This is a genomic window from Cupriavidus sp. 96C5-1 (genome assembly GCF_057798855.1).
Genome location: NZ_JBYOJU010000001.1, coordinates 550,253 through 571,065 on the forward strand (window position 1 = coordinate 550,253; position 20,813 = coordinate 571,065).

At 65.6% G+C, this 20,813-nt stretch carries 15 protein-coding genes; 7 read left to right on the forward strand and 8 right to left on the reverse strand.

Features of this window, described 5'->3' with window-relative positions; translation table 11 throughout:
- Positions 1 to 4 precede the first annotated feature (4 nt).
- From AC3FOF_RS02520 to AC3FOF_RS02535, 4 genes are read left to right on the forward strand one after another with little or no spacing between them, the layout of a single operon-like run.
- Positions 5 to 1,435, forward strand: a complete 1,431-nt coding sequence (locus AC3FOF_RS02520) for a Wadjet anti-phage system protein JetA family protein (protein ID WP_488725667.1) — start codon at positions 5 to 7, stop codon at positions 1,433 to 1,435.
- Positions 1,422 to 2,114 carry a DUF4194 domain-containing protein gene (locus AC3FOF_RS02525; RefSeq protein ID WP_488725668.1) on the forward strand — a complete coding sequence of 231 codons (693 nt, stop codon included), beginning with the start codon at positions 1,422 to 1,424 and terminating at the stop codon, positions 2,112 to 2,114. The genes AC3FOF_RS02520 and AC3FOF_RS02525 overlap by 14 nt, the downstream gene beginning before the upstream one ends.
- The gene (locus AC3FOF_RS02530; protein ID WP_488725669.1) at positions 2,104 to 5,778 is read left to right on the forward strand and encodes an ATP-binding protein; all 3,675 of its coding nucleotides are present in this window, start codon (positions 2,104 to 2,106) and stop codon (positions 5,776 to 5,778) included. The genes AC3FOF_RS02525 and AC3FOF_RS02530 overlap by 11 nt, the downstream gene beginning before the upstream one ends.
- On the forward strand, positions 5,775 to 6,938 hold the full coding sequence (locus AC3FOF_RS02535) for a Wadjet anti-phage system protein JetD domain-containing protein (RefSeq protein WP_488725670.1): 1,164 nt from the start codon (positions 5,775 to 5,777) through the stop codon (positions 6,936 to 6,938). Before AC3FOF_RS02530 ends, AC3FOF_RS02535 begins: the two co-directional genes overlap by 4 nt.
- A 194-nt stretch (positions 6,939 to 7,132) precedes the next feature.
- On the opposite strand, the gene AC3FOF_RS02540 is transcribed toward AC3FOF_RS02535, so the two are convergent.
- A complete protein-coding gene (locus tag AC3FOF_RS02540) occupies positions 7,133 to 7,828 on the reverse strand; it encodes a mobilization protein (RefSeq protein ID WP_017229805.1) in 696 nt (231 codons plus the stop codon).
- Positions 7,829 to 8,122: 294 nt separating this feature from the next.
- On the opposite strand from AC3FOF_RS02540, the gene AC3FOF_RS02545 reads away from it, so the two are divergent.
- Positions 8,123 to 8,878: a tetratricopeptide repeat protein gene (locus AC3FOF_RS02545; protein ID WP_276268456.1), complete on the forward strand. Its 756-nt coding sequence runs from the start codon at positions 8,123 to 8,125 to the stop codon at positions 8,876 to 8,878.
- Positions 8,879 to 8,965: 87 nt separating this feature from the next.
- On the forward strand, positions 8,966 to 9,844 hold the full coding sequence (locus tag AC3FOF_RS02550) for a class I SAM-dependent methyltransferase (RefSeq protein ID WP_488725671.1): 879 nt from the start codon (positions 8,966 to 8,968) through the stop codon (positions 9,842 to 9,844).
- A gap of 140 nt (positions 9,845 to 9,984) precedes the next feature.
- Here AC3FOF_RS02550 and AC3FOF_RS02555 read toward each other — a convergent pair whose 3' ends face one another.
- Positions 9,985 to 11,622 (reverse strand): ABC transporter substrate-binding protein, encoded by a 1,638-nt coding sequence (locus AC3FOF_RS02555; RefSeq protein ID WP_488725672.1) that lies wholly within the window; start codon positions 11,620 to 11,622, stop codon positions 9,985 to 9,987.
- Positions 11,623 to 11,868: 246 nt separating this feature from the next.
- On the opposite strand from AC3FOF_RS02555, the gene trmB reads away from it, so the two are divergent.
- Positions 11,869 to 12,546 carry a tRNA (guanine(46)-N(7))-methyltransferase TrmB gene (gene trmB, locus AC3FOF_RS02560; RefSeq protein WP_017224711.1) on the forward strand — a complete coding sequence of 226 codons (678 nt, stop codon included), beginning with the start codon at positions 11,869 to 11,871 and terminating at the stop codon, positions 12,544 to 12,546.
- A gap of 61 nt (positions 12,547 to 12,607) precedes the next feature.
- On the opposite strand, the gene AC3FOF_RS02565 is transcribed toward trmB, so the two are convergent.
- The 6 genes from AC3FOF_RS02565 to prpC all read right to left on the reverse strand — a co-directional run.
- A complete protein-coding gene (locus tag AC3FOF_RS02565) occupies positions 12,608 to 13,810 on the reverse strand; it encodes a DUF2863 family protein (RefSeq protein ID WP_276268458.1) in 1,203 nt (400 codons plus the stop codon).
- 131 nt (positions 13,811 to 13,941) lie between these two features.
- Positions 13,942 to 14,088, reverse strand: a complete 147-nt coding sequence (locus AC3FOF_RS02570) for a hypothetical protein (protein ID WP_017224713.1) — start codon at positions 14,086 to 14,088, stop codon at positions 13,942 to 13,944.
- A 325-nt stretch (positions 14,089 to 14,413) separates the two neighbouring features.
- Complete coding sequence (acnA, locus tag AC3FOF_RS02575) at positions 14,414 to 17,119, reverse strand: aconitate hydratase AcnA (RefSeq protein ID WP_276268538.1); 2,706 nt, start codon at positions 17,117 to 17,119, stop codon at positions 14,414 to 14,416.
- Between the two features lie 300 nt (positions 17,120 to 17,419).
- The gene (locus AC3FOF_RS02580) at positions 17,420 to 18,871 is read right to left on the reverse strand and encodes a bifunctional 2-methylcitrate dehydratase/aconitate hydratase (RefSeq protein WP_276268539.1); all 1,452 of its coding nucleotides are present in this window, start codon (positions 18,869 to 18,871) and stop codon (positions 17,420 to 17,422) included.
- A gap of 71 nt (positions 18,872 to 18,942) precedes the next feature.
- Positions 18,943 to 19,479, reverse strand: coding sequence for a hypothetical protein (locus AC3FOF_RS02585; RefSeq protein WP_017224716.1), 537 nt, complete (start codon positions 19,477 to 19,479; stop codon positions 18,943 to 18,945).
- Positions 19,480 to 19,677: 198 nt separating this feature from the next.
- The coding region (gene prpC, locus AC3FOF_RS02590) for a bifunctional 2-methylcitrate synthase/citrate synthase (RefSeq protein ID WP_488725673.1) at positions 19,678 to 20,813 on the reverse strand (1,136 nt) is incomplete at its 5' end.

The window sequence follows — 20,813 nt, forward strand, 5'->3', positions numbered from 1 at the left end:
CGCCATGCTCGATTCGGGACATTCGCAATTCTTTCGTCCGCTGACGCTGAAGAGGCGCCGGCTGATCGCCGCCTGCATCCGTGCATTCTATACGCGGCTTTATGGCTCCCATGCCGACTATCGCTCCATTCTCGGGCGTGAGGACTTGCGCGACCTGTTCGTTCAGACCATGCAGTCCGCCACGCCGCCGGCCAACCCGGCCGAGGAAGAGGGCGAAGACGGATTCGCCGCAGGTGACCTTGCCGACGACCAGAAGCTGGCAAGCGCCATCGTACGTCTCCTCGTCGCCGATGGCTGGCTCGAAACCGCCGAGGATCGTGTGCGGCTGGTGACAGCCTATCGTTTTACCCGTGCCGGCAAGATCTTCGCACAGGCGCTGACATTGGCCGACCGTCCGCGCGAACGGACCCGCCAGCGCAACATGCGCTCCTGCAAGAACGCCTTGGGTGCCTTCATCGAGCGCCGCGACGCGGAGGACCTGCTCGACGCCTACGAGTATGCCGATCGCGTCATTGCCGACCTCTCCGAAGATATCGAGCTTTTCTATGACCTGGCCCGCAAGATCTTGCTCGATGCGCATGTACAGGGCAATTGGGATGGGTTCATCGAGTTCGTCGAGCGGCGTTTTCGCGATGAATTCTCGCCCCGGCTAGTCTATGACAATGCCGAGCGCCACCGCTTGGACATCAGCGCGCTGATCGAACGCCTGAACGAGTTGGGCGCGGCCGAGATGCAGGCCATCGACGATGATCTGGCCAATCATGCGGCATGGGCCGCGCAGGTCGCCCCGGATGGGGCGATCTTGAGATGGCTGCTCGATCGGATCGACGAGATGGTGACGGCAGCCTGCCGGACGAAACAACCGGAATTGTTCCGGGCCATGGAAAGCTATGTCCGCCGCCACGTGGTCTTGTTGTCGCAGAGTCTGTTCATGGGGGCGTCGGGAAGCGGAGCGGCGTTGTCCACGCTGATTCGCCGCCTTGGCGAGATGCCGGAGCGGGACCAGGGCGCGTGGTTGGAGCAGCAAGGGGCGACGCTCGCGCCGATGCACGTGGCCTTGTATGACCCCGCGGCGGTACAACCGAGAAAAGCCGCCGAGCGCAACCAGGCGCAGGCTGTGAGCATTGTTCCGGAAATCACGCGGGAGGAGCGCTTGCGTCAATTCGTCCGGCAAGCGGAAGAGCGGGCTTTCTCGCTCTCGCATCACGATGTCGTGGGTTACCTGCTCGGCTCCATGCGTGGCACGGGTGCGCTGCGCCTGTCCGAGTTGCCGGTCGACGATGCGATCCAGGCGCTATCGTTGTTGCGGGCCGTCGAGGCGGCACGGGACCATGACGGATTGGAGGTGGAGCGGCTGGACGGCGAGCCGCTGGAGAATGCCATTATGTCGGGCACCGACTATGCAATCAGGAGGCGCCACGTTGGCCACGGATGATATTTCGATTGGGCAACTGGTGGATGCGGAACTGACGGCGAAGGGCGTCAGGCCGGAGGCGTTCCGCCAGATTCTCGGCCGCCTGCTGGGGCTGTCCATCCTGCACAGGGAGGATAGCGCCATCGAGCGCCAGCTCTACGACGACGCCGTGCGTATCGAGGGACTGCTCAATGCGTACTTTGATGTGGGTGGGTTCCGCTTGCTGCACGAGCGGCATCAGAGTTATTTTCGGCTCTACCCGCCGGGCGCGCGCGTGCCGGGGCTGCCCGCCGAGGACGACCCTATCGTGGTGGATGCCGTGCGGGCGAGGCTCTCGGCCGATTTTGTCGCATGTTGCCTGGTACTGCGCTTGTTGTACAACGAAAGCTTGCGGCAGGGCTCGATCAACGAGCGCAACGAGGCGCTTGTCACCGTGGAATACCTCAATGCCACGCTGACCGCGCAGGCGCGCCGCTCACTGCCGGCGAAGACTGCGCGGGAGAAGCTCTTTGCCGACCTGAAACGTGCCCGACTGATCGACTACCGGGCGGACTCAGAGGCGGAAGACGCCGATGCCCTGGTCGCCATTCGCGGAACGATCCTGCAGTTCGTGGCGGACTCCGCCATCGATGCCCTCCTGGCCGAGACACGGAAGCCTGTGTCGGCCGCCACCGCGCCGGAGCCTGACGATGAAGCTTGAGAAGCTCATCCTGGTCAACTGGGGGTTCGTCGTATCCCGGGAATACCCCTTTGGCGACACCACCCTGCTGTCAGGTTCGACCGGGGTCGGGAAGTCCTCTTTCCAGGACGCGATCCAGCTGGTCATGACCGGCGGCAAGCAGCACATCAATGTGTTCAACTCCGCGCAGGACGAGAGCGGCGCCTTGCGCGCGGGCGGCAAGGTAAGGCGGACGCTGGCCACCTACGCGGTCGGCATGCGCGACAACCTCTGTGTCCGGCCGTATGGATCCCACACCTATGTCGTCGCCGTCTTCGCGCCCGATGCCGGGGAGTCCGCCGAGCCATTCACCGCCGTGGTGGCGGTGGAAGCCGCCGTGTCCGGTACGCGCGAGCAAGGCCGCAGCGTCGAAGTTGCGCGCAAGCTCTACTTTGTGCTGCCGGGCAGCCGCGCGATGGAGGCGGATTTCATCGAGTCGCGCAAGGGCAATTCGATTACGGCGGCGAAGGTCGAGGATATCTACCATCGGCTGCGCCAGCGCTATCCGCGCGTCCTGCCGTTCGAGAACAGCATCGAAGACTATCTGTGCAAGCTCTATGCCGAGTTTCGCGGTGGCGGCAAGACGCTGGTCGGGCCGCGCGAGGCCGAAGCGGCGGCGCGGGCTTTCGTCCAGTCCATTGCCCGCAAGACCGTCGGCTCGGTGGACGAGCTGATCCGGGAGCAGGTGCTGGCCGAGCCTGATTTCTCCGATCAGATCGGGCATATCGCGTCGCTCATGCAGAACGTGCAACGTCTGCGCAAGATCGCCACCGAGTTGCTGGCATGCCGGGAGCGGCTGGCAGTGCTGAAGGCCCACGCGGATGCGTTCCTTGCCGCGTTCGAAGAAGCCATGGAGGCCGAACTGGGCGAAGCGATGCGCCGGCAGCAGGATGTCAAGGATGAGATCCAAAGACTGGAGGCCTGCCGGCGCCTCGCCTTGGCCGATGTCGAAAAGCAGCAGGCGCTTGCCGACCGGCATGCCAAGGCGCTAAAGCGTGCCACGGAATTGCACGGCACGGCCAAGGGGCGGCTCAATGGTAATCCGGTGGCGCAGGATCGCGAGCGGCTCGGCCGCGAGATAGCCGTTGCCACCGAAGACCGATCCCGTATCGCGCTGGACGTCCTGGCCGCCCTGACGGGCTTGCGCGGCGTGCTGGACGAACTGGCTGCCCTGGCTAAACTGCCTGCAGGACCGGCCTCCTCCGCCTACGCCCCCCATGTGGAGCGGCTGGTTGTCGATGCCGCGGCGATCGATGCCGCCGATGGGCAGGCCGCCGCGCGCGAGCTGGCGGCGATGCTGACAGGCGCGCAGATCGACCCGGCGAGCCTGCGGCGCGACCGGTTCGCCAGACTGGATGCCGCCCTGGCTCCCATTGCGCAGCGGCTGCACGGCGCCGATGGCCTGTATGGGGCAGTGGTTCAGGAGCAGGCGCGAGAGTCGGATCGCGCTGCCGCCCTGCAAAGGGAAATCGATGACCTGAAGCGGCGCCGGCAAGGGCTGGAAGATGGTCACTTCGACTTGCCGGCGCATGTGGAGGCCGCGGTCCGATATCTCGAAGCCCAGATGCCGGGCGCCCGTCCCAGGGTGCTTTGCAACCTTGTCCAGCCGCGGGAGGGCTCACGCTGGCAGAACGCCATCGAAGGGCTTCTGGGCGGCAATCGCTTCGTGATCCTGGTGGACGCGCAGTACGAGGCGAGCGCCATCCGGGCGCTGCGGCACGAACTGCCGGCGACTAGGCAAGGACGAGAGGCTTCCGTGGCGCAGGGTGAACTGGCCAAGCGGCGGGCGGAAAACCAGGCGCTGTCGCCCGATGCCGTGCTGCAGGAACTGGTGATCGCCGATGAGACCGCGCGCGCCTATCTGGTTGCAAGCTACGGCCGCTATGTCAAGGTAGCGGATGCGCAGGCGCTGCGCGGCGCACCACAGGCACTGACCGTGGACGGCATGGCCAGCGGCGGGTTCAAGATGTTTTCGTCATGGGTGGAGGACGGCGAACTTGCCTTCGGTGCCGAGGCGCGGCGCAAGCGCGTGGTGAGGCTTGCCCGGCAGATTGCCGAAAAGACGCGGGAAAGGGACGCACATCGCGCAAGCTCCGTAGAGTTGGCCGCATGGGGCGCGCGTCTGCTCGGTCTGAAGCTGGTGCCTGTCGCACCGATGCTGGACAAGCTGGGCGAGACGCAGCGCGGACTGAGTAGTCTCGCGGCGCAGCTCGCCAGTCTGGATGACTCCGATCTCATCGTGCTGGAGCGCCGCGTGGCGCGCGCGGCGCAGCTATTGGACGGCCACCACCGCCTATCCAATACCGCGTCCCGCTCAGCGGGCGAAGCGGCGGGCCGGGCGCGTGGCTTCGAAGCGAGCATTGTTGACGCCGAGGCTAAGCTTGTTGGGTGCCAGGAAGGCGTGAGACAGGTCAACGCCCGCGTGGCTGAATTGATCCGGCTCAATCCGCACTTCGATCCGGTCCGGCTGGAGCAGCGCGCCCGGGAAGCGGCCAAGGAGCAGACCGCTGCGTCGTTCGACGGGCGGCGGCGCCAGCAAGCCGGCCTCTACCGCCAGGAACGCGAGGCGTTCGAGCGGAAACTGGAGGCACATAATCTCCTGGCTTCCTCCTTCGATGAAAGGGTCGACTTTCAGCTTTGCCAGTCGACGCAGGGGGAATACGAGTGGCAAGCCTACGGCGGCGTACCTGCCGCACGGCGGCAGATCTCGGCCATGCTCGAACGGCTCGAACACGTTCGCATTCTCAACAATGCCAGCGAGCTGCGGGGCGCCGAGAAGAACTTCAACAACACCTTCAGCACGCATTTCGCGTTGACCGTGCGTACCGCGGTGGAACAGGGCGTCGATCCGCTAAAGCGGCTCAACGAGAAGCTCAAGCGCCTGGCATTCGGCGAAGACCGTTTCGAGATCGAATACGGACAGATGGTCAAGGAGTACAAGAAGTATTTCGACCTGTTCCAGGAGCTGAACCGGCTGGCCGAGACGCAAACGCCGGTAGACCTGTTCTCGGCGGCCGAAGGCGTGCTGTCCGCCGAAAGCGTCGCGGCGCTGGACGACATCAAGTCGCTGCTGCTCGACACCAATCGCGATCATGCGTTGCGGCGGCTCAAGGACATAGCGGACTACCGCAACTATCGCCAGTACGACATCCGCAAGTATTCGGAAGATGGGCGCGAGGCGTCCCTGGCGAGAATGGCGACGTTTTCCGGCGGCGAGCTGATGACGCCGGCCTACCTCGTACGGGCCGCGGTGCTGGCCCAGGCATTCCGCCAGTTCGAGAAGACGCCGAGCCTGAGGCTCATGATGATCGACGAGGCCTTCGACAAGATGGACGAGGGCCGCACTGCCGCCGTGATGCGCTATCTCAATGAGAACCTTGACTTGCAACTGGTGGTTGCCATGCCGTCCCGAGCGTCCGGCCCGCTGCTCGAGTTGTTCAGCTTCGAGCATCGCTTTTCCCTGATGAAGGTGGAGGGGCTGGCAGGAGAACTCGATAAGATTACCGAGGTGGACAGCTCCCTGCTGAAGGCTGACCGGCTGCATGCGCTCTGGACTGAGCGCCGGGAGACGGTGCGGCGTGAAGCGGCACGGCAGTTCGACTTGCAGGAGGCACGCAAGCAACTGGCCCCGGACATGGAACCATGAGCGGCGACGGCATCCCAGGGCACCGGCCGGCCGCCCTCGCTGCGTTGCTGAATGCGCTGGTGGACCGCATCGAGGCGAAGCCATTTGCCGAGAGACGCCGCGATATCAGCTTCCCGCTGAGTGCCGGGACGTGGCCGGAATTTTTTGCGATCGCCCACCACGGCGAACGCATGTTCGTGTGGCGTGCCCTGGAAGCGCTGCAGGCGCAGCCGGGGGTGGCACTGATGCTCGACCAGCGTCGCGGCCAGCGGGACCTCGATATCTGGGAGCGCTCGCCGAAGCTCGTCATTGCCGCGCAGGCGGAGGTGTTTCTTCGCGACGAGACGGGGCGCCAGCCCAGCGCCGTGGCCGGCTGGATGGCGCAGTGGCGGCAGGCCGTGCAAGCGCGCTTCGGCAATGCGGCGCTGTGCGAGCGGCTGTTGTCCCGTCCGATTCTCATCTTGCCGCGCTCACCGGAGCAGGTTCTGGAGCGCTTCGCTGGCATCCCGGCACTCGCCGGTGAAAATCTTTTGCTCCACGAGGTGGCAAGCCGGCAGTTCTGGGGTTTGTCAAAAATTCTCAACGGCCAGCAGGAATCCATTGCCCTGTTGCTTGGCGCAGATGTCTGCCCCTTTCCGGACAAACCGGTGCAACTGCTGGTGGCCGCCAGGACGGCCGATCCTGCCGCCCCGATCCTGTTTGTGGAAAATGCCGCAACGTTCGAATCGATGGCGGCGGGGAGGCTGAGCGATGCCGAAGGTTTTATCCTGATATACGCATCAGGGTACAAGGCGAGCGCGAGGAGGCTGCGCCAGCCGGGTGGCAGTTCAGTTTATTTTTCCCCAGCTGCGATTGAGCGGAATGCAGCATTGGGGAGCCGTTTTCTTGCATGGCTGCATGGCCCCGACGTCACGCGCCCAGTGCATTTCTGGGGCGACCTGGATTTCGCCGGCATGGATATTCTCAAGGAGTTGCGCGTGGTGTTCCCTGGCGCGCAAGCGTGGAAGGCTGGTTACGAGGCGCTGCTTGCACGCTTGCTTGCGGAGGAGTCCCACGCGCCGGATGAGGCAAGGAAGTCGGGCCAGACCGATCCGGGGCTGACTGGCTGTTGTTATGCGGATGAAGTGCTGCTACCGGCACTACGCAGGCTGGGCCGATTTGTCGATCAGGAGAGCGTGTAACGTCTTTGCTGCGGACAGGCGGTGTCAAATCCGGCCCACGCCGCGCGCAGCTTCGAGCAGAAGCTGGATCTGTGGCGGATGCGGCTGCCGCCCTCATTCCCGTAGCCGCGACGGCGGCTGTCGCGTGGCGGCGTGAAGTCGAACGCGGTCGGCCAGCGGCGAATTGCACAAGCCGGGCCGCCAGTGCTCCTACATCACAGCGCGAGCGCAGCCATTTCGCCATAGGCCCGGTTCAGCCAGACCTTGACGCGTTGCCGCTCCAGCAGGTTGAGCCCGGTGGCGGCGCGGTCCGGGTGATTGACCGCGGCCCAGAAGCTCGTGCTTTGCTGATCGATCTTCTGCATCGTGGTATCGGGCAGGTGGCGCAGCGTCATCACGCTGGCGCCAAGCGCTTCGGCCCGCGCGCGCTCGCCTGACGCATCCAGGATCTCGAAACGGTCGCCGCGGATCTCATTGAGGACAAGCACCAGCCTGATGCGCCCGCCGAACTGGTCGAGCCACTGCCGCAGCAGGTCGACCGAATCGCGTCCCGCATCCATCACGTGCCACCAGGTAAGTGTCAGGCCATGCTCCTCGGCCAGACCGAGCACGTCCGCATCGTCGAGCCACCTGGCCAGCGCTTGCTGCGTCTGGGCTGCCAGGTCCACCAGGATGCGCCGCTGCGGATCCTCGACCGCGTGTTCGATGATGGGATCCAGGCTGTCGTGCCGCTCAAGCGCGGCGGGCGCGGCAAAATCGGCATAGAAGCGCAGCAGCGCGCCATGCGACTTGTCGGTGTCGAAGCCCAGGAACGGCATGCTCCGGTCGATAAAATGCTGGGCCAGCAGGCGGGCGACGAGCGATTTGCCGACGCCGCCTTTTTCACCACCGATAAAGTGGATGTAGCTCATTTCTGCGGATCCTTGGTCGTGGATAGGGCCGGGTTGAACGGGGTGTCCCAGGTTCGGTTCAGGTAGCTGCGAACCATGCCAGCCGAAACATGCCTACCGTAAGAGGCGTGTGTGACAGTAGCAAGTTGCATGCCGCGCCAAGCGCGGCGATGGCGCCGGATTTGGCAAAATACCGGCTGTGCCGCCCGCGGCTGCGCGCCGAAGCCGGGGGCAGGGTGCCCGCTTCTGTCACAATCGCGGCCATGAATACCGGTGGCGAGTCCGCCGGCCAACGTTTTGCAGGGTAGATAGACAATGCCGTATCTAGGAATTGGTTTTCACGTTATCGTCGCGCTGTACTTCGCCGTGCATGCGGTGCGCACGCAGCAGAACATGTACTGGCTGCTGATCCTGTTCGCCTTTCCGGGGCTGGGCAGCGTGGTGTATTTCTTCGCCATCTACCTGCCCGGACTGCGCCAGACGCGTGGCGCGTGGGCCGCCACGCGTGCCATCGGCCAACTGGTCGACCCCAACCGGGCGGTACGCGAGGCCCGCGACGCCTTCGACCGGGCGCCCACCGTCGAGCACCGCATGCGCCTGGGCGCCGCCTTGCTGGACGCCGGCGAGCCCAAGGCCGCGCTGGAGCACTACGAGGCCGCCGCCAGCGGCCCGTTTGCCACCGACCCGGCCCTGTTGCTGGGCCTGGCGCGCGCGCAGTTCGCCACCGGCGGGCATGCCGCCGCCGTGGCCGCGCTGGAGCGGCTGTTCGCCGCGCAGCCCCAGGCTCGCCAGCAGGCCGATCCCGCCTTGCTGTACGCGCGCGCGCTGGCCGCCTTGGACGCGCCGGGCACGCGCGCCGCATTCGAACAGGCGCTTGCCTGCGCAAACGACGCGGCCGCGCGCTGCCTGTTCGCCGACTGGCTGGCTGCGCACGCCGAACCTGCCGACCGGGAGCGCGCCCAGGCGCTGTATGCCGAGATCGTGCATGACGGCAAGCACTGGCCGCGCCATGCCCGGGAGCACAATCGCGAATGGCTGCAGCGTGCCCAGGCTGCGCTCGGCAAGGCATGAATTGAACGGCCCGGCTGTCGCCAGCCGCCTTACTACGTACGTGCCGTCCATGTAGGCGGCACGCCTGCTCGTCTTCTCCTGATCACCATGACTCTTCTCAAACGCAAATCGATTGAAGCCGTGGCCTCGCGCCGTCCCGCGCGCGGCACGCGCAGCCGCGACGGCGCGCAGGCAGCGCAGCGCGAGGAAAAACGCATGACGCCGCGCTTCGCGCCGGTGACCTTTTCTGAAATGGAAGGCGTGCGCTACCTGCATTTCGGCACCGAATGGGTGCAGGGCGCGATGCGCCTGCGCAAGCCCGATGCCATCGAACTGGAGTACGCACAGCAGATGATGGCGTGGCTGCTGTTCCTGTCGCCGTCGGCACCGGATTTCCACGTCACGCAGCTGGGCCTGGGCGCGGCCGCGCTGACCAAGTTCTGCCATCGCCAGTTCAGCCGCGCGCGCGTTACCGCCGTGGAGCTGAATCCTTCCGTGATCGTGGCCGGGCGCAGCATGTTCGGCCTGCGCGAGGACGACGAGCGTCTTACCGTGCGTGAGCAGGATGCCTGGGACTACGTGATGGACGGCGCCCACACCGGTGCCCTCGATGTCCTGCAGGTCGATCTCTACGATGCCACTGCGCGCGGACCGGTGCTGGACACCACCGCCTTCTACAAGGCCTGCCGCCGCGTGCTGAAAGCGCCGGGCGTGATGACCATCAACCTGTTCGGCGACCACGACAGCTTTCCCAAGAACATCGTGCGGATCTGCGAGGCATTCGATGACCGCGTACTGGTGTTTCCCGAGGTGCATGACGGCAATGTCATCGCCCTGGCTTTCAACGGGCCGGCGATCGATGTGTCGTGGGATGTACTGGAGGTGCGTGCCAAGGTGGTGGAGGACAGCACTGGCCTGCCGGCGCGCGACTGGGTGAAGAAATTGCGGGCGGCGAATGCGCGGCAGGAGGACGGATTGCGGATTTGAGGGGGGTTGGGGTTTGACGGTTTGCGTTGAGGGGGCGGTAGCCTGGCTGTTCAACAAAAGTCAACTGCTCAACTGTTAAGCAGTCAAGCAGTTGATTTTAGGCCGTACCCATCAACGTCAGGCGCTTGAACCCTTCCCCCTCACTGCTTGTGGAAGAACTGCGCCAGCGACCATTCATCGGTGCGTGCTTCATACTTCAGGCCCTTCCGCATCGCCCACATGGCGAGCTGGCTATGCGAGGGGATGATGGCGTGATCGGCCAGCGCGAACCTGGCCGCGGCTCGGGCGTTGTCCTCGCGGGCCTTGTCGCTGCTCACGGTGGTCAGCGATTTCTCGATCAGCTGGTCCAGTTGCGGATTGCTGTACTTGCCCCAGTTCCACGTCCCGTATCCGGTCTTGGGATTGGGCGTGCCCGTGATAGAGCGCAGCGCCACGTCGGCCGCCGCCGAACCCCAGCCCAGCATCTCGAACGCAAAGTCGCCCTGGCGCGCACGCGTGAAATACGCCGCCACCGGCAAGGTCTCCACCTTGGTCTGGATGCCGATGCGCGTCAGCATGCTGGCCGTCGCCTGCGCCACCGCGGCGTCGTTCAGGTAGCGGTTGTTGGTCGCGTGCAGCGTCAGGCCGAAGCCATCCGGATAGCCTGCCGCGGCCAGCAGCTTCCTGGCGCCTTCGGGGTCGTAGGCATCGGGCTTGGTGCCGGGATGGCCGAAGATCTGCGGCGAGACGATCGACGAGGCAGGCACGGCCAGGCCTTCCATGATGCGACTGACGATGGCATCGCGGTTCAGCGCCTTGCTGATGGCGGCGCGCACGCGCGCGTCCTTGAACGGGTTCTTGCCCAGCGGCTTGCCGGCACGGTCGGTAACGTAAGGCGGGTTGTCGCGCGACTGGTCCATCTGCCAGAAGATGGTACGCCACGACACCTGCTGCTCGATGCGGAACTTGGGATTCTGCCTGAGCTTGGCCACGTCGGCCGAGGGCACGCTCTCGATCACGTCCACGTCGCCGGACAGCAGCGCCGCGCTGCGCGCGCCGTTATCCGTGATGATGCGGAAGATCGCGCGATCCCATTCGGGCTTGGGGCCCCAGTAATCGGGATTCCTGGCCATCACGATTTCCTGCCCGCGCGCGAAGCGTACGAACTTGAACGGGCCGGTGCCGATCATCGCCTTGCCGGAATCGAAGTCCGCCTGGGTCAGCGTGGCCGCTACCTTCTTCGGCATGATGGGCACGCTGTTGAGGTCGTTGGCCAGGTTGGCGTAGTTGGGCACGCTCATGGTGAGGCGCACGGTCAGCGGGTCGGGCGTGTCGATGCGCGCGATCGGCTTGGTGTAGCTGGTGAACGAGCCCGGGCTGCCGGTGAGCTTCTCGGGGCGCTCCAGCGAGGCCTTGACGTCGTCACTGGTGAACGGCGTGCCGTCATGCCATTTCACATTGGGGCGCAGCTTGATTTCCCAGGTGATGGCATTGACCGGCTTCCACGACAGTGCCAGGCCCGGGATGAAACGGGCGTTCTTGTCCATGAACACCAGCGATTCGAAGATATGCAGGGCGATGGCGTTATTTGGCCCGGCATTGTTCCACTGCGGATCCATCGAGGTGACATCGGCTGACAGGCCGATGCGCAGGTCTTCGGCCTGTGCCGCGCCGGCGGGCAGCAGCATCAGCGCGGCGCCGCCGAGCGCGAGGGCGGCACCGGCTTGCAGCAGCGCGCGGCGCGGCATCAGGGCGGTCAGGCGGCTGGGATGGTGGCGTGTGCGGCGTGTGGCGTTCATCGGGATGCGCTCCTCGTACGGGCCGCCGCCCGGATTGGCGGGCGGCGGCGGGTTCTCAGAAGGGGTGGCTGCCCGGGCCTGCCGGCCCGCGCGTTCACCCGGTTGCCCGCATTGTGCCGTCAAAACGACATCGGCGTGCGACATGGACGTCATATCCTTATGCTGGCAGCAAGGGGTGGCCCTTGTCCATGCCTTGTTGCCGCGGCCATGGCCACGCAGCGCACGGCAGCCGGTAGAATCCCGCCCATGTTTGCCAACTCCCGCACCATCACCTCGGCGCAGGCCGATGTCCACGACCATCTCGCGGCCCGCGTCGCCCGCCACCTGGCCGAGCCTTTTCGCAAGCCGATCGGCGAGCCCAGCCGGCGCGCGCTCGATCTTGCGCTGCAGCAATGGCAGCAGGCCGGGGCGGCGCCGCTGATCCTGGATGCCGGCTGCGGCGTGGGGGAGAGCACCTTGCGCCTGGCGACGGCCTTTCCCGGCCACTTCGTGATCGGCGTGGACCAGTCGGAGAAGCGGCTGACCGGCGGCAAGGATTGGTGGGAGGGGCCGATGCCGGCCAATTTCGCGTGGGCGCGTGCCGACCTGGTCGACGTCTGGCGGATGCTGCAGGCGGATCGCGTGCCGGTGGAGCGGCATTACGTGCTGTATCCCAATCCCTGGCCCAAGATCGGCCACCTCGGGCGGCGCTGGCAGGGGCATGCGGTGTTTCCTGCACTGGCCGCGTGCGGGGCTTACCTGGAGTGCCGCAGCAACTGGCGGGTCTATATCGATGAATTCGCCCAGGCGCTCGCGCTGGTCGGCCGGCCGGCGCGGGTCGAGCCGTGGCAGCCCGCCGAGCCCATTACGCCGTTCGAGCGCAAGTACGCTGCCTCCGGCCATGCGCTATGGCGCTGCGTGAGCGAGACCGCGGCGGCAGCCTGAAAGAAAAACGGCCCGCGCAAGGCGGGCCGTCGATCCGGCAGGGTAGGGCAGCGCCAGCCGCTCAGTGGAACAGCGGCTGCTGCGTGGGCGCGTCTTCCGGCAGTTCGGCGTGGACGATCTCGCCCGAACGGTCGGCGTACAGCGGCGTGCCGCAGTCTTCGCAATACTCAGGGTCGAACAGCGCGGCGTGGCGGAAGATGTCTTCTACCCCGGCGTTGCGCAGTTCCTCGCAGATCTGCTCCAGCGGATTGTCTTTCTCGCTGGCATCGATTTCGCCGGACTCGCGGCCATAGACCGGCCAGACGATGCCGTAGATCACATCCTTCTCGCCGCGCATGGTGAAGCCCACGCGGTATTCCTCGACTTCCTCCTCGCCGAAGGCCGCCACCACCGCCGCCATCTGGCCGGCAGGCACGTCCAGCGTGCCGCACAGGTAGTTGACGGCGGCGCGCACGGTCAGCGGGCGGATGCTCTTGTCGGATTCGCGGCAGGACAGGAAGAAGGCGTCCGGCAGCAGCAGCTCGAACTCGCAGCCGGGCATCAGCAGCGCGATCGAGGGCTGGACCTGGGTGCGCCATTGTTCCAGGCATACGGTGCGCTCGGCATGGTGCTCCTTGGCATCTTCCTGCCAGCGGAACAGGGCCTGCTCGTGCGGCGCCACCACCACGGCCAGCAGGTAGCGCGGATCGGCCAGGATCGGCGCGGTTTCCGGCAGGTCGCGCAGGTCCACCTTGGGCGTGGTGCCGGCCATGGCGGCCGAGACCAGCTTGTAGGTCAGGGCGAAGGTATCGCTGTGCGTGCGCGGCAGCTGGTCGATGCTGTACAGGTAGGGCGACAGCGCCATCCTGGTGTTGGCCGCCAGCACATGCGCCTGCATGTGCACCGCCAGGGTCTGTGACAGTTCGGGCTTGAGCGCGCCGGACGGGATGGCGTAGCGGGTGTGGGCCAGGATGGGCGCGGCGATCAGCAGCGCGTCGTAGCTGACGCCGTCGATTTCGACGGTGGCCGACTCGGCCAGGGTCTCGGCTTGTTCGGCGAGTACGTCGGAGGCATCGGCGTTGTGCTTGAACAGGTGTTCGAGCGCCGCGTCGAGTGCGGACTGGCTGCCGTTCTTCAAGAGCCGGCCCAGGCGCTGCGAGAGCCGCCGCTCCCAATACGCATCCTCCATGCGGCTGCCCGAGGCATCGAGCGCAAGCGCATCGGCCACCAGACGCTCGGCGTCAGGCGAAAGACGTTGGGAAGCCTTGGGGCGAAAACCTGCCATAAGTCGAAATCATCCGTTTTTCGGTAAAACGGTATTCTACTCGCTGCGTTGACAAAAAAGCCGCCAGGTGCCTGGCGGTCTTCCAGCATTGCACCCCTTTGGCCCGCGCGGCGGCGGAACCGCTCGGGGCTTTATTTCTGCGCGGGCGCTTGCGGGGTCTCCGGCGCATGGGTTTCCACGCCGTGCTGCTCGCCGCCCATCGAGATGTCGCCGCCCTTGGACAGCATATAGAGTGCCGCGCCGGCAATGACGACGAAGGCGATGAAAATCTTTGCCATGGTGTTGGTGTCTCCTGTGCGATCGAGGCGGGACAGGCTGACATGGCTGCCCTCGCGCGGTGCTTTGTGGGTTTTGTTGCATGGCAGTGTGGCAGGGCAGGCTTGCATGGAACTTACACGACGCTCGCATCGGGCAAGCCCGGATAAGTTGTGTATGCTGCGCTTTGTGCCGGGCGGCCAACCTCGCCCGGTACGGACGGGAGCAGGGATAGGCAAGGCTGCCTCCCCAAAGAAAAACGCCGCTGGCCATGTCCTCCGCGGAGGACATGGCCAGCGGCGTCACCCCAAGGCCCCTAAGTAAGGGCAAGGGCCCAGGGCTTGCCGGTCAGGCGGCCAGCAACTGGCGCAGCACGAACGGCAGGATGCCGCCGTGGTTGTAGTAGTCGACCTCGATCGGGGTATCGATGCGCAACAGCACGGGCACGCGCTGCACGTCGCCGTTGGCGCGCTTGATCACCAGCGTCACGTCCTGCTGTGGCTTCAGTTCTCCCTCGATGTCTTCGATGTCGAAGGTCTCGTCGCCGACGATGCCGAGCGTCTGCACGCTGTCGCTGCCCTTGAACTGCAGGGGCAGCACGCCCATGCCGACCAGGTTGGAGCGGTGGATGCGCTCGAAGCTGCGCGTGATCACGGCCTTCACGCCAAGCAGCTGGGTGCCCTTGGCCGCCCAGTCGCGCGACGAGCCGGTGCCGTACTCCTCGCCGCCGAACACCACCGTGGGCGTGCCCTCGGCGATGTACTTCATGGCGGCGTCGTAGATCGACATTTCTTCGCCGGAAGGCTGGTGCAGCGTGACGCCGCCTTCCACGCGCGAGCCATCGGCCTTGGCCGGCAGCATCAGGTTCTTGATGCGCACGTTGGCAAAGGTGCCGCGCATCATGACCTCATGGTTGCCGCGGCGCGAGCCGTAGCTGTTGAAATCCGCCTTCAGCACGCCATTGGCCAGCAGGTACCTGCCCGCCGGCGACGATTCCTTGATGGAGCCGGCAGGCGAGATGTGGTCGGTGGTCACGGAGTCGCCGAAGACGCCCAGTGCGCGTGCATCGCGCACGCTGGACTGGGTGGCGGCCGGCTCCATGCCGAAGTCCTGGAAGAAGGGCGGCTCGGCGATATAGGTCGAGGCTGGCCAGTCGTAGACCTGGCCCTTGGTGCCCTTGACCTTGGCCCACAGCTTGCTCGGCTTCTTGACCTGCTCGTAGTTGCCCTTGAAGACCTTGGCGTCCATCGCGTACTTCATCAGCGCGTGGATTTCTTCCGAGCTCGGCCAGATGTCGCCGAGGTAGATCTCGCGGCCGCCCTTGCCGGTGCCTACCGGCTCGGTCATCAGGTCGCGCGTGACGTTGCCGGCGATGGCGTAGGCCACCACCAGCGGCGGCGAGGCCAGGAAGTTGGCGCGGATGTTCGGGTGGATACGCGCCTCGAAGTTGCGGTTGCCCGACAGCACGGCGGCGGCCACGAGGTCATTCTTGGTGATGGCTTCGTTCAGTTCCGGCGTCAGGTCGCCGGCATTGCCGATGCAGGTGGTGCAGCCGTAGGCGGTCACGCCGAAGCCCAGCTTTTCCAGGTACGGCAGCAGGCCGGCGGCTTGCAGGTACTCCGTCACCACGCGGCTGCCGGGGGCGAGCGAGGTCTTGATGTGCGGCGCCACCTTCAGGCCCGCTTCCACGGCCTTCTTGGCCAGCAGGCCCGCGGCCAGCAGCACGCTCGGGTTGGAGGTGTTGGTGCAGGAGGTGATGGCGGCGATCAGCACGTCGCCGCTCTTCACGTCCACGCCGTCGGCCGTGGTGTAGGTCTTGTCCAGCTCGGCGATGTCCTTGTTGAACCCGTTCTCGGCGGTCGGCTTGGCGAACAGCGAGGCAAAGGTGGTCTTGACGTTGCCGAGCTCGATGCGGTCCTGCGGACGCTTGGGGCCGGCCAGCGAAGGGGCCACGGTGCCGAGGTCGAGCGTGACGACCTTGGTGTAGTCGATTTCGCCCGCCTTGGGCACGCCGAACATCTTCTGGGCGCGGAAATAGCCTTCGAAGGCGGCGATTTCCTCTTCGGTGCGGCCGGTGCCCTTGAAGTAGTCGATGGTCTTCTCGTCGACCGGGAAGAAGCCCATGGTGGCGCCATATTCCGGGGCCATATTGCCGATCGTGGCGCGGTCCGGCAGGGCCAGGCTGGCGGTGCCTTCGCCGAAAAATTCGACGAACTTGCCGACCACTTTCTCGCGGCGCAGCATTTCGGTGATGGTCAGCACCAGGTCGGTGGCGGTCACGCCTTCGCGCAGGCGCCCCTTCAGTTCCACGCCGACCACGTCGGGCGTCAGGAAATAGACCGGCTGGCCCAGCATGCCGGCTTCCGCCTCGATGCCGCCCACGCCCCAGCCCACCACGCCGATGCCGTTGATCATGGTGGTGTGGCTGTCGGTGCCCACCAGGGTGTCGGGGTAGTACACGCCATCCTTCTTGTGGACGCCGCGGGCCAGGTATTCCAGGTTGACCTGGTGGACAATGCCAAAGCCCGGCTGCACCACGCCGAAGGTGTCGAAGGCCTGCATGCCCCACTTCATGAACTGGTAGCGCTCGTTATTGCGCTGGAATTCCAGTTGCATGTTCAGGTCCAGCGCCTTCTTCTCGCGGAAGTGGTCGACCTGCACGGAGTGGTCGACCACCAGGTCCACCGGCACCAGCGGCTCGATCTTCTTCGGGTTCTGGCCCATTTTCTCGGCCACGTTGCGCATGGCCGCCAGGTCTGCCAGCAAGGGCACCCCGGTGAAATCCTGCAGCACCACGCGCGCCACCACGAAGGGGATCTCGTCGACTCGCTCGGCCACGGGCTTCCAGTTGGCGAGCTGCTTGACGTGTTCTTCGGTGACCTTCTTGCCGTCGCAGTTGCGCAGCACCGATTCCAGCACGACGCGAATCGATACCGGCAGGCGCTCGACGGCCACGCCCAGTGCCTTGCCCAGCTGCGGCAAGGAATAGAACTGGCCCTTGCCGGAGGGGCCGATCTTGAATTCTTTCAGAGTCTTATTGAGATTGTGGGGCATTGCCTTACTCCAATCGAAGGATGGTGCGGACTAGCTGGTATGGTGGACTCGTAAATCTGCGCTTCGCCGCCGGCGGCCGGTGCAACAGGCCAGCCTCGCGGCGCCCGGCGCCAGGGAAGGCGCCGTTGTTCTTGCCTACTGCCTTTCTGCCTGCGTTGTGTTTTCTTGCTTTTGGGGTGATGGATTCTTGCCGATCTGTCTTGCGTGGCTTTATCAATGTGCGCACCGCGTGGATTTTAGGCCAAGCCGGCAGCCCCCGTCAGCCTCCCGCGCGCAGTTCCTGCCGATTTTCCCGGCGGCTCAGATCACGTAGAGGTCGACATACTCGTTGACCGGCATCGCTTCCAGGCGCGCCTGGTCCAGCGACACGGCCAGTATGGACTGCTGTTGCTTGAGCGGGAAGCGGCGGGCCAGATTGGTCTTGAACTTCTCCACCAGCAGCGGGATGCCGTCGGCGCGGCGGCGCTTGTGGCCGATCGGATATTGCACCACCACCTCCGGCAGCACCGTGCCGTCGTTCAGTTCCATTGTCAGCGCATTGGCGATGGAACGCTTATCCGGGTCGTGGTAGTCGGCCGTGAACTGCGGATCTTCGACGCACGTGATCCGGTCGCGCAGCGCATCGATGCGCGGGTCCAGAGCGACCTGGTCTTCATAGTCGCCGGCGGTGAGGCGGCCGAACAGCAGCGGCACCGCCACCATGTACTGGATGCAATGGTCGCGGTCGGCCGGGTTGGCCAGCGGGCCTTTCTTGTCGATGATGCGGATGCAGGCTTCGTGGGTGCGGATGGTGACCTTCCTGATGTCCGCCGCCGTCCTGCCCGCGGCGGCGAGCTGGCCGTGCAGGGTCATGGCCGCTTCCACCGCGGTCTGCGCGTGGAATTCGGCCGGGAAGGCGATCTTGAACAGCACGTTCTCCATCACATAGGAGCCGTAGGGGCGCTGGAACTTGAAGGGCTGGCCTTTGAACAGCACGTCGTAGAAGCCCCAGCCCTTGGCGCTGAGCACCGAGGGATAGCCCATTTCGCCGGTCCTGGCGATCAGCGCCAGGCGCACGGCGCGGCTGGTGGCGTCGCCGGCGGCCCAGCTCTTGCGGCTGCCGGTGTTGGGCGCATGGCGGTAGGTGCGCAGCGACTGGCCATCCACCCAGGCCAGCGACACCGCATTGACGATCTCGTCGCGGCTCAGGCCCAGCATGCGGGCGACCACGGCGGTGGACGCCACCTTGACCAGCACCACGTGGTCCAGGCCGACCTTGTTGAAGGCATTCTCCAGCGCGATGCAGCCCTGGATCTCATGGGCCTTGATCATGCCGGTGAGCACGTCCTTCATGGCCAGCGGCTTGCGGCCCGCGGCCACATGATTGCGCGAGAGCCAGTCGGCCGTGGCGAGGATGCCGCCGAGGTTGTCGGACGGGTGGCCCCATTCGGCCGCCAGCCAGGTGTCGTTGAAATCGAGCCAGCGGATCATGGCGCCGATATTGAAGGCGGCCTGCACCGGGTCCAGCTGGAACTGCGTGCCGGGAACCCTGGCGCCGTTGGGGACGATCGTGCCGGGCACGAGCGGGCCCATCAGTTTGGTGCAGGCCGGGTAGGACAGGGCTTCCAGGCCGCAGCCGAGGGTGTCGATCAGACAGTTGCGGGCCGTGTCGTAGGCGAGCGCACTCTTGATCTGGTAGCTGGTCACGTAATCGACAATGTCCACCAGGACCCGGTCAGGCTCCGGGCGGACCTTCGAAATGTGTGCTGACATGGGACCCCCTCGGGTGTATGTGCTGCCTGGCGCCCATTGCCGTTGGCCGTCGATGCCCGGCCAACGCTTTCTTACGGCTTTGGTGCTGCCGGTGCCGAGCCGGCGTCGGCTGCCGGCGCCGCAGGGGCGGCCAGCAGGGGGGTGGACACGGGCGCGCGCAGCGCACCGGCCTGGGTCGGGGCCGAGCCGCCAGCCAGCATGTCGGCGGTCTGGCACTCGTCGGCCAGGCGCTGGCCGGCGTTCTTGTTGAACAGCATCGCCTTGCTCGGGATCACGACCAGGTCCATGCCGGAGTGGGCGTCGAAATAGCGGTCGGCACCGGTCACGGTGGACAGGCGCGGCAGGCGGTATTGCTTGCCCTCCCAGTTCAAGGTGATGACTTCATCGCGTTGCATATTGCCGCCGATGTAGAGCACGTGGCCCAGCTCGCACTGCCATTTTTCGCCAACCGGCGCCACCGGCGCCTCCTTGGCGGCAGTCTTCTTGGTGCGCTTGGCCGGAGCCTTCTTGGCGGGAGCGGTCTTCTTGACCGGCTCCTGGGCCATCGCAACGCCGGCGGAGGTCAGCGTAAATGCGCCGATGCAGGCGGCGAGGACGAGATGCTTCATGCTGTGGGTTCCTTCTGGATTGATTCAAAGGCAGGCGACCACCGGGGGAGCCCGGCGGTTACATATCCGCCGCTATTCTCTACGATTTGAAAGTCTGGGCGTAGTACCCCTACCTTCGGTTACACAATTCGGCGCCCCGGCGGCCGGCATGTGCCGTTTGCGGCGATCGAACGGCCGGCCGGTGCCGGGTTCCCGTCCCTATTTACGTTTGCCGATCGGCACGAACTTCACATTCTCCGGCCCGGTGTAGTTGGCGCTGGGGCGGATGATCTTGTTGTCGATGCGCTGCTCGATGATGTGGGCGGCCCAGCCCGAGGTCCGCGCGATCACGAACAGCGGAGTGAACATGGCGGTCGGCACGCCCATCATGTGGTAGCTCACCGCGCTGAACCAGTCCAGGTTGGGGAACATCTTCTTGATGTCCCACATCGTGGTTTCCAGCCGTTCGGCGATGTCGAACATCTTCATCGAGCCGGCGTCCTTGGACAGGCGCCGCGCCACTTCCTTGATGACCTGGTTGCGCGGGTCGCCGGTGGTGTACACCGGGTGGCCGAAACCGATCACCACTTCCTTGTTCTCCACGCGGTGCGTGATGTCGGCCTGGGCCTCGTCCGGGCTGTCGTAGCGCTTCTGGGTCTCGAACGCGACCTCGTTGGCGCCGCCGTGCTTGGGGCCGCGCAGCGCGCCGATGGCGCCGCAGATCGACGAGTACATGTCCGAGCCCGTGCCGGCGATCACGCGGCCGGCGAAGGTCGAGGCATTGAATTCATGCTCGGCGTACAGGTTGAGCGAGGTCTGCATGGCGCGCTCCCACAGCGCCGACGGCTTCTGGCCGTGCAGCAGGTGCAGGAAATGGCCGCCGATGGAGTCGTCGTCGGTCTCGACTTCGATGCGCTTGCCGTTATGGCTGTAGTGGTACCAGTACAGCAGCATCGAGCCGAGGCTGGCCATCAGGCGGTCGGCGATGTCGCGCGCGCCCGGGGTGTTGTGGTCGTCCTTCTCCGGCAGCACGGTGCCGAGCACGGACACGCCGGTGCGCATCACGTCCATCGGGTGGGCGCTGGCGGGCACCCATTCGAGCGCGGCCTTGACGTTGGCGGGCAGGCCGCGCAGGGCCTTCAGCCTGGCCTTGTAGGCGGCCAGTTCGGCGCGGGTGGGGAGCTTGCCGTGCACCAGCAGGTGGGCGATCTCTTCAAACTCGCAGGTCTCGGCGATGTCGAGGATGTCGTAGCCGCGGTAGTGCAGGTCGTTGCCGGTACGGCCGACCGTGCACAGTGCGGTATTGCCGGCGGTCACGCCCGACAGGGCGACGGATTTCTTCGGCTTCGGGGCGG

Coding starts and splice junctions, on each gene's coding strand:
- AC3FOF_RS02520 (WP_488725667.1), top strand. CDS start 5: ATGCTCGATTCGGGACATTCGCAATTCTTTCGTCCGCTGACGCTGAAG.
- AC3FOF_RS02530 (WP_488725669.1), top strand. CDS start 2,104: ATGAAGCTTGAGAAGCTCATCCTGGTCAACTGGGGGTTCGTCGTATCC.
- AC3FOF_RS02535 (WP_488725670.1), top strand. CDS start 5,775: ATGAGCGGCGACGGCATCCCAGGGCACCGGCCGGCCGCCCTCGCTGCG.
- AC3FOF_RS02540 (WP_017229805.1), bottom strand. CDS start 7,828: ATGAGCTACATCCACTTTATCGGTGGTGAAAAAGGCGGCGTCGGCAAA.
- AC3FOF_RS02545 (WP_276268456.1), top strand. CDS start 8,123: ATGCCGTATCTAGGAATTGGTTTTCACGTTATCGTCGCGCTGTACTTC.
- AC3FOF_RS02550 (WP_488725671.1), top strand. CDS start 8,966: ATGACTCTTCTCAAACGCAAATCGATTGAAGCCGTGGCCTCGCGCCGT.
- AC3FOF_RS02555 (WP_488725672.1), bottom strand. CDS start 11,622: ATGAACGCCACACGCCGCACACGCCACCATCCCAGCCGCCTGACCGCC.
- trmB (WP_017224711.1), top strand. CDS start 11,869: ATGTTTGCCAACTCCCGCACCATCACCTCGGCGCAGGCCGATGTCCAC.
- AC3FOF_RS02565 (WP_276268458.1), bottom strand. CDS start 13,810: ATGGCAGGTTTTCGCCCCAAGGCTTCCCAACGTCTTTCGCCTGACGCC.
- AC3FOF_RS02570 (WP_017224713.1), bottom strand. CDS start 14,088: ATGGCAAAGATTTTCATCGCCTTCGTCGTCATTGCCGGCGCGGCACTC.
- acnA (WP_276268538.1), bottom strand. CDS start 17,119: ATGCCCCACAATCTCAATAAGACTCTGAAAGAATTCAAGATCGGCCCC.
- AC3FOF_RS02580 (WP_276268539.1), bottom strand. CDS start 18,871: ATGTCAGCACACATTTCGAAGGTCCGCCCGGAGCCTGACCGGGTCCTG.
- AC3FOF_RS02585 (WP_017224716.1), bottom strand. CDS start 19,479: ATGAAGCATCTCGTCCTCGCCGCCTGCATCGGCGCATTTACGCTGACC.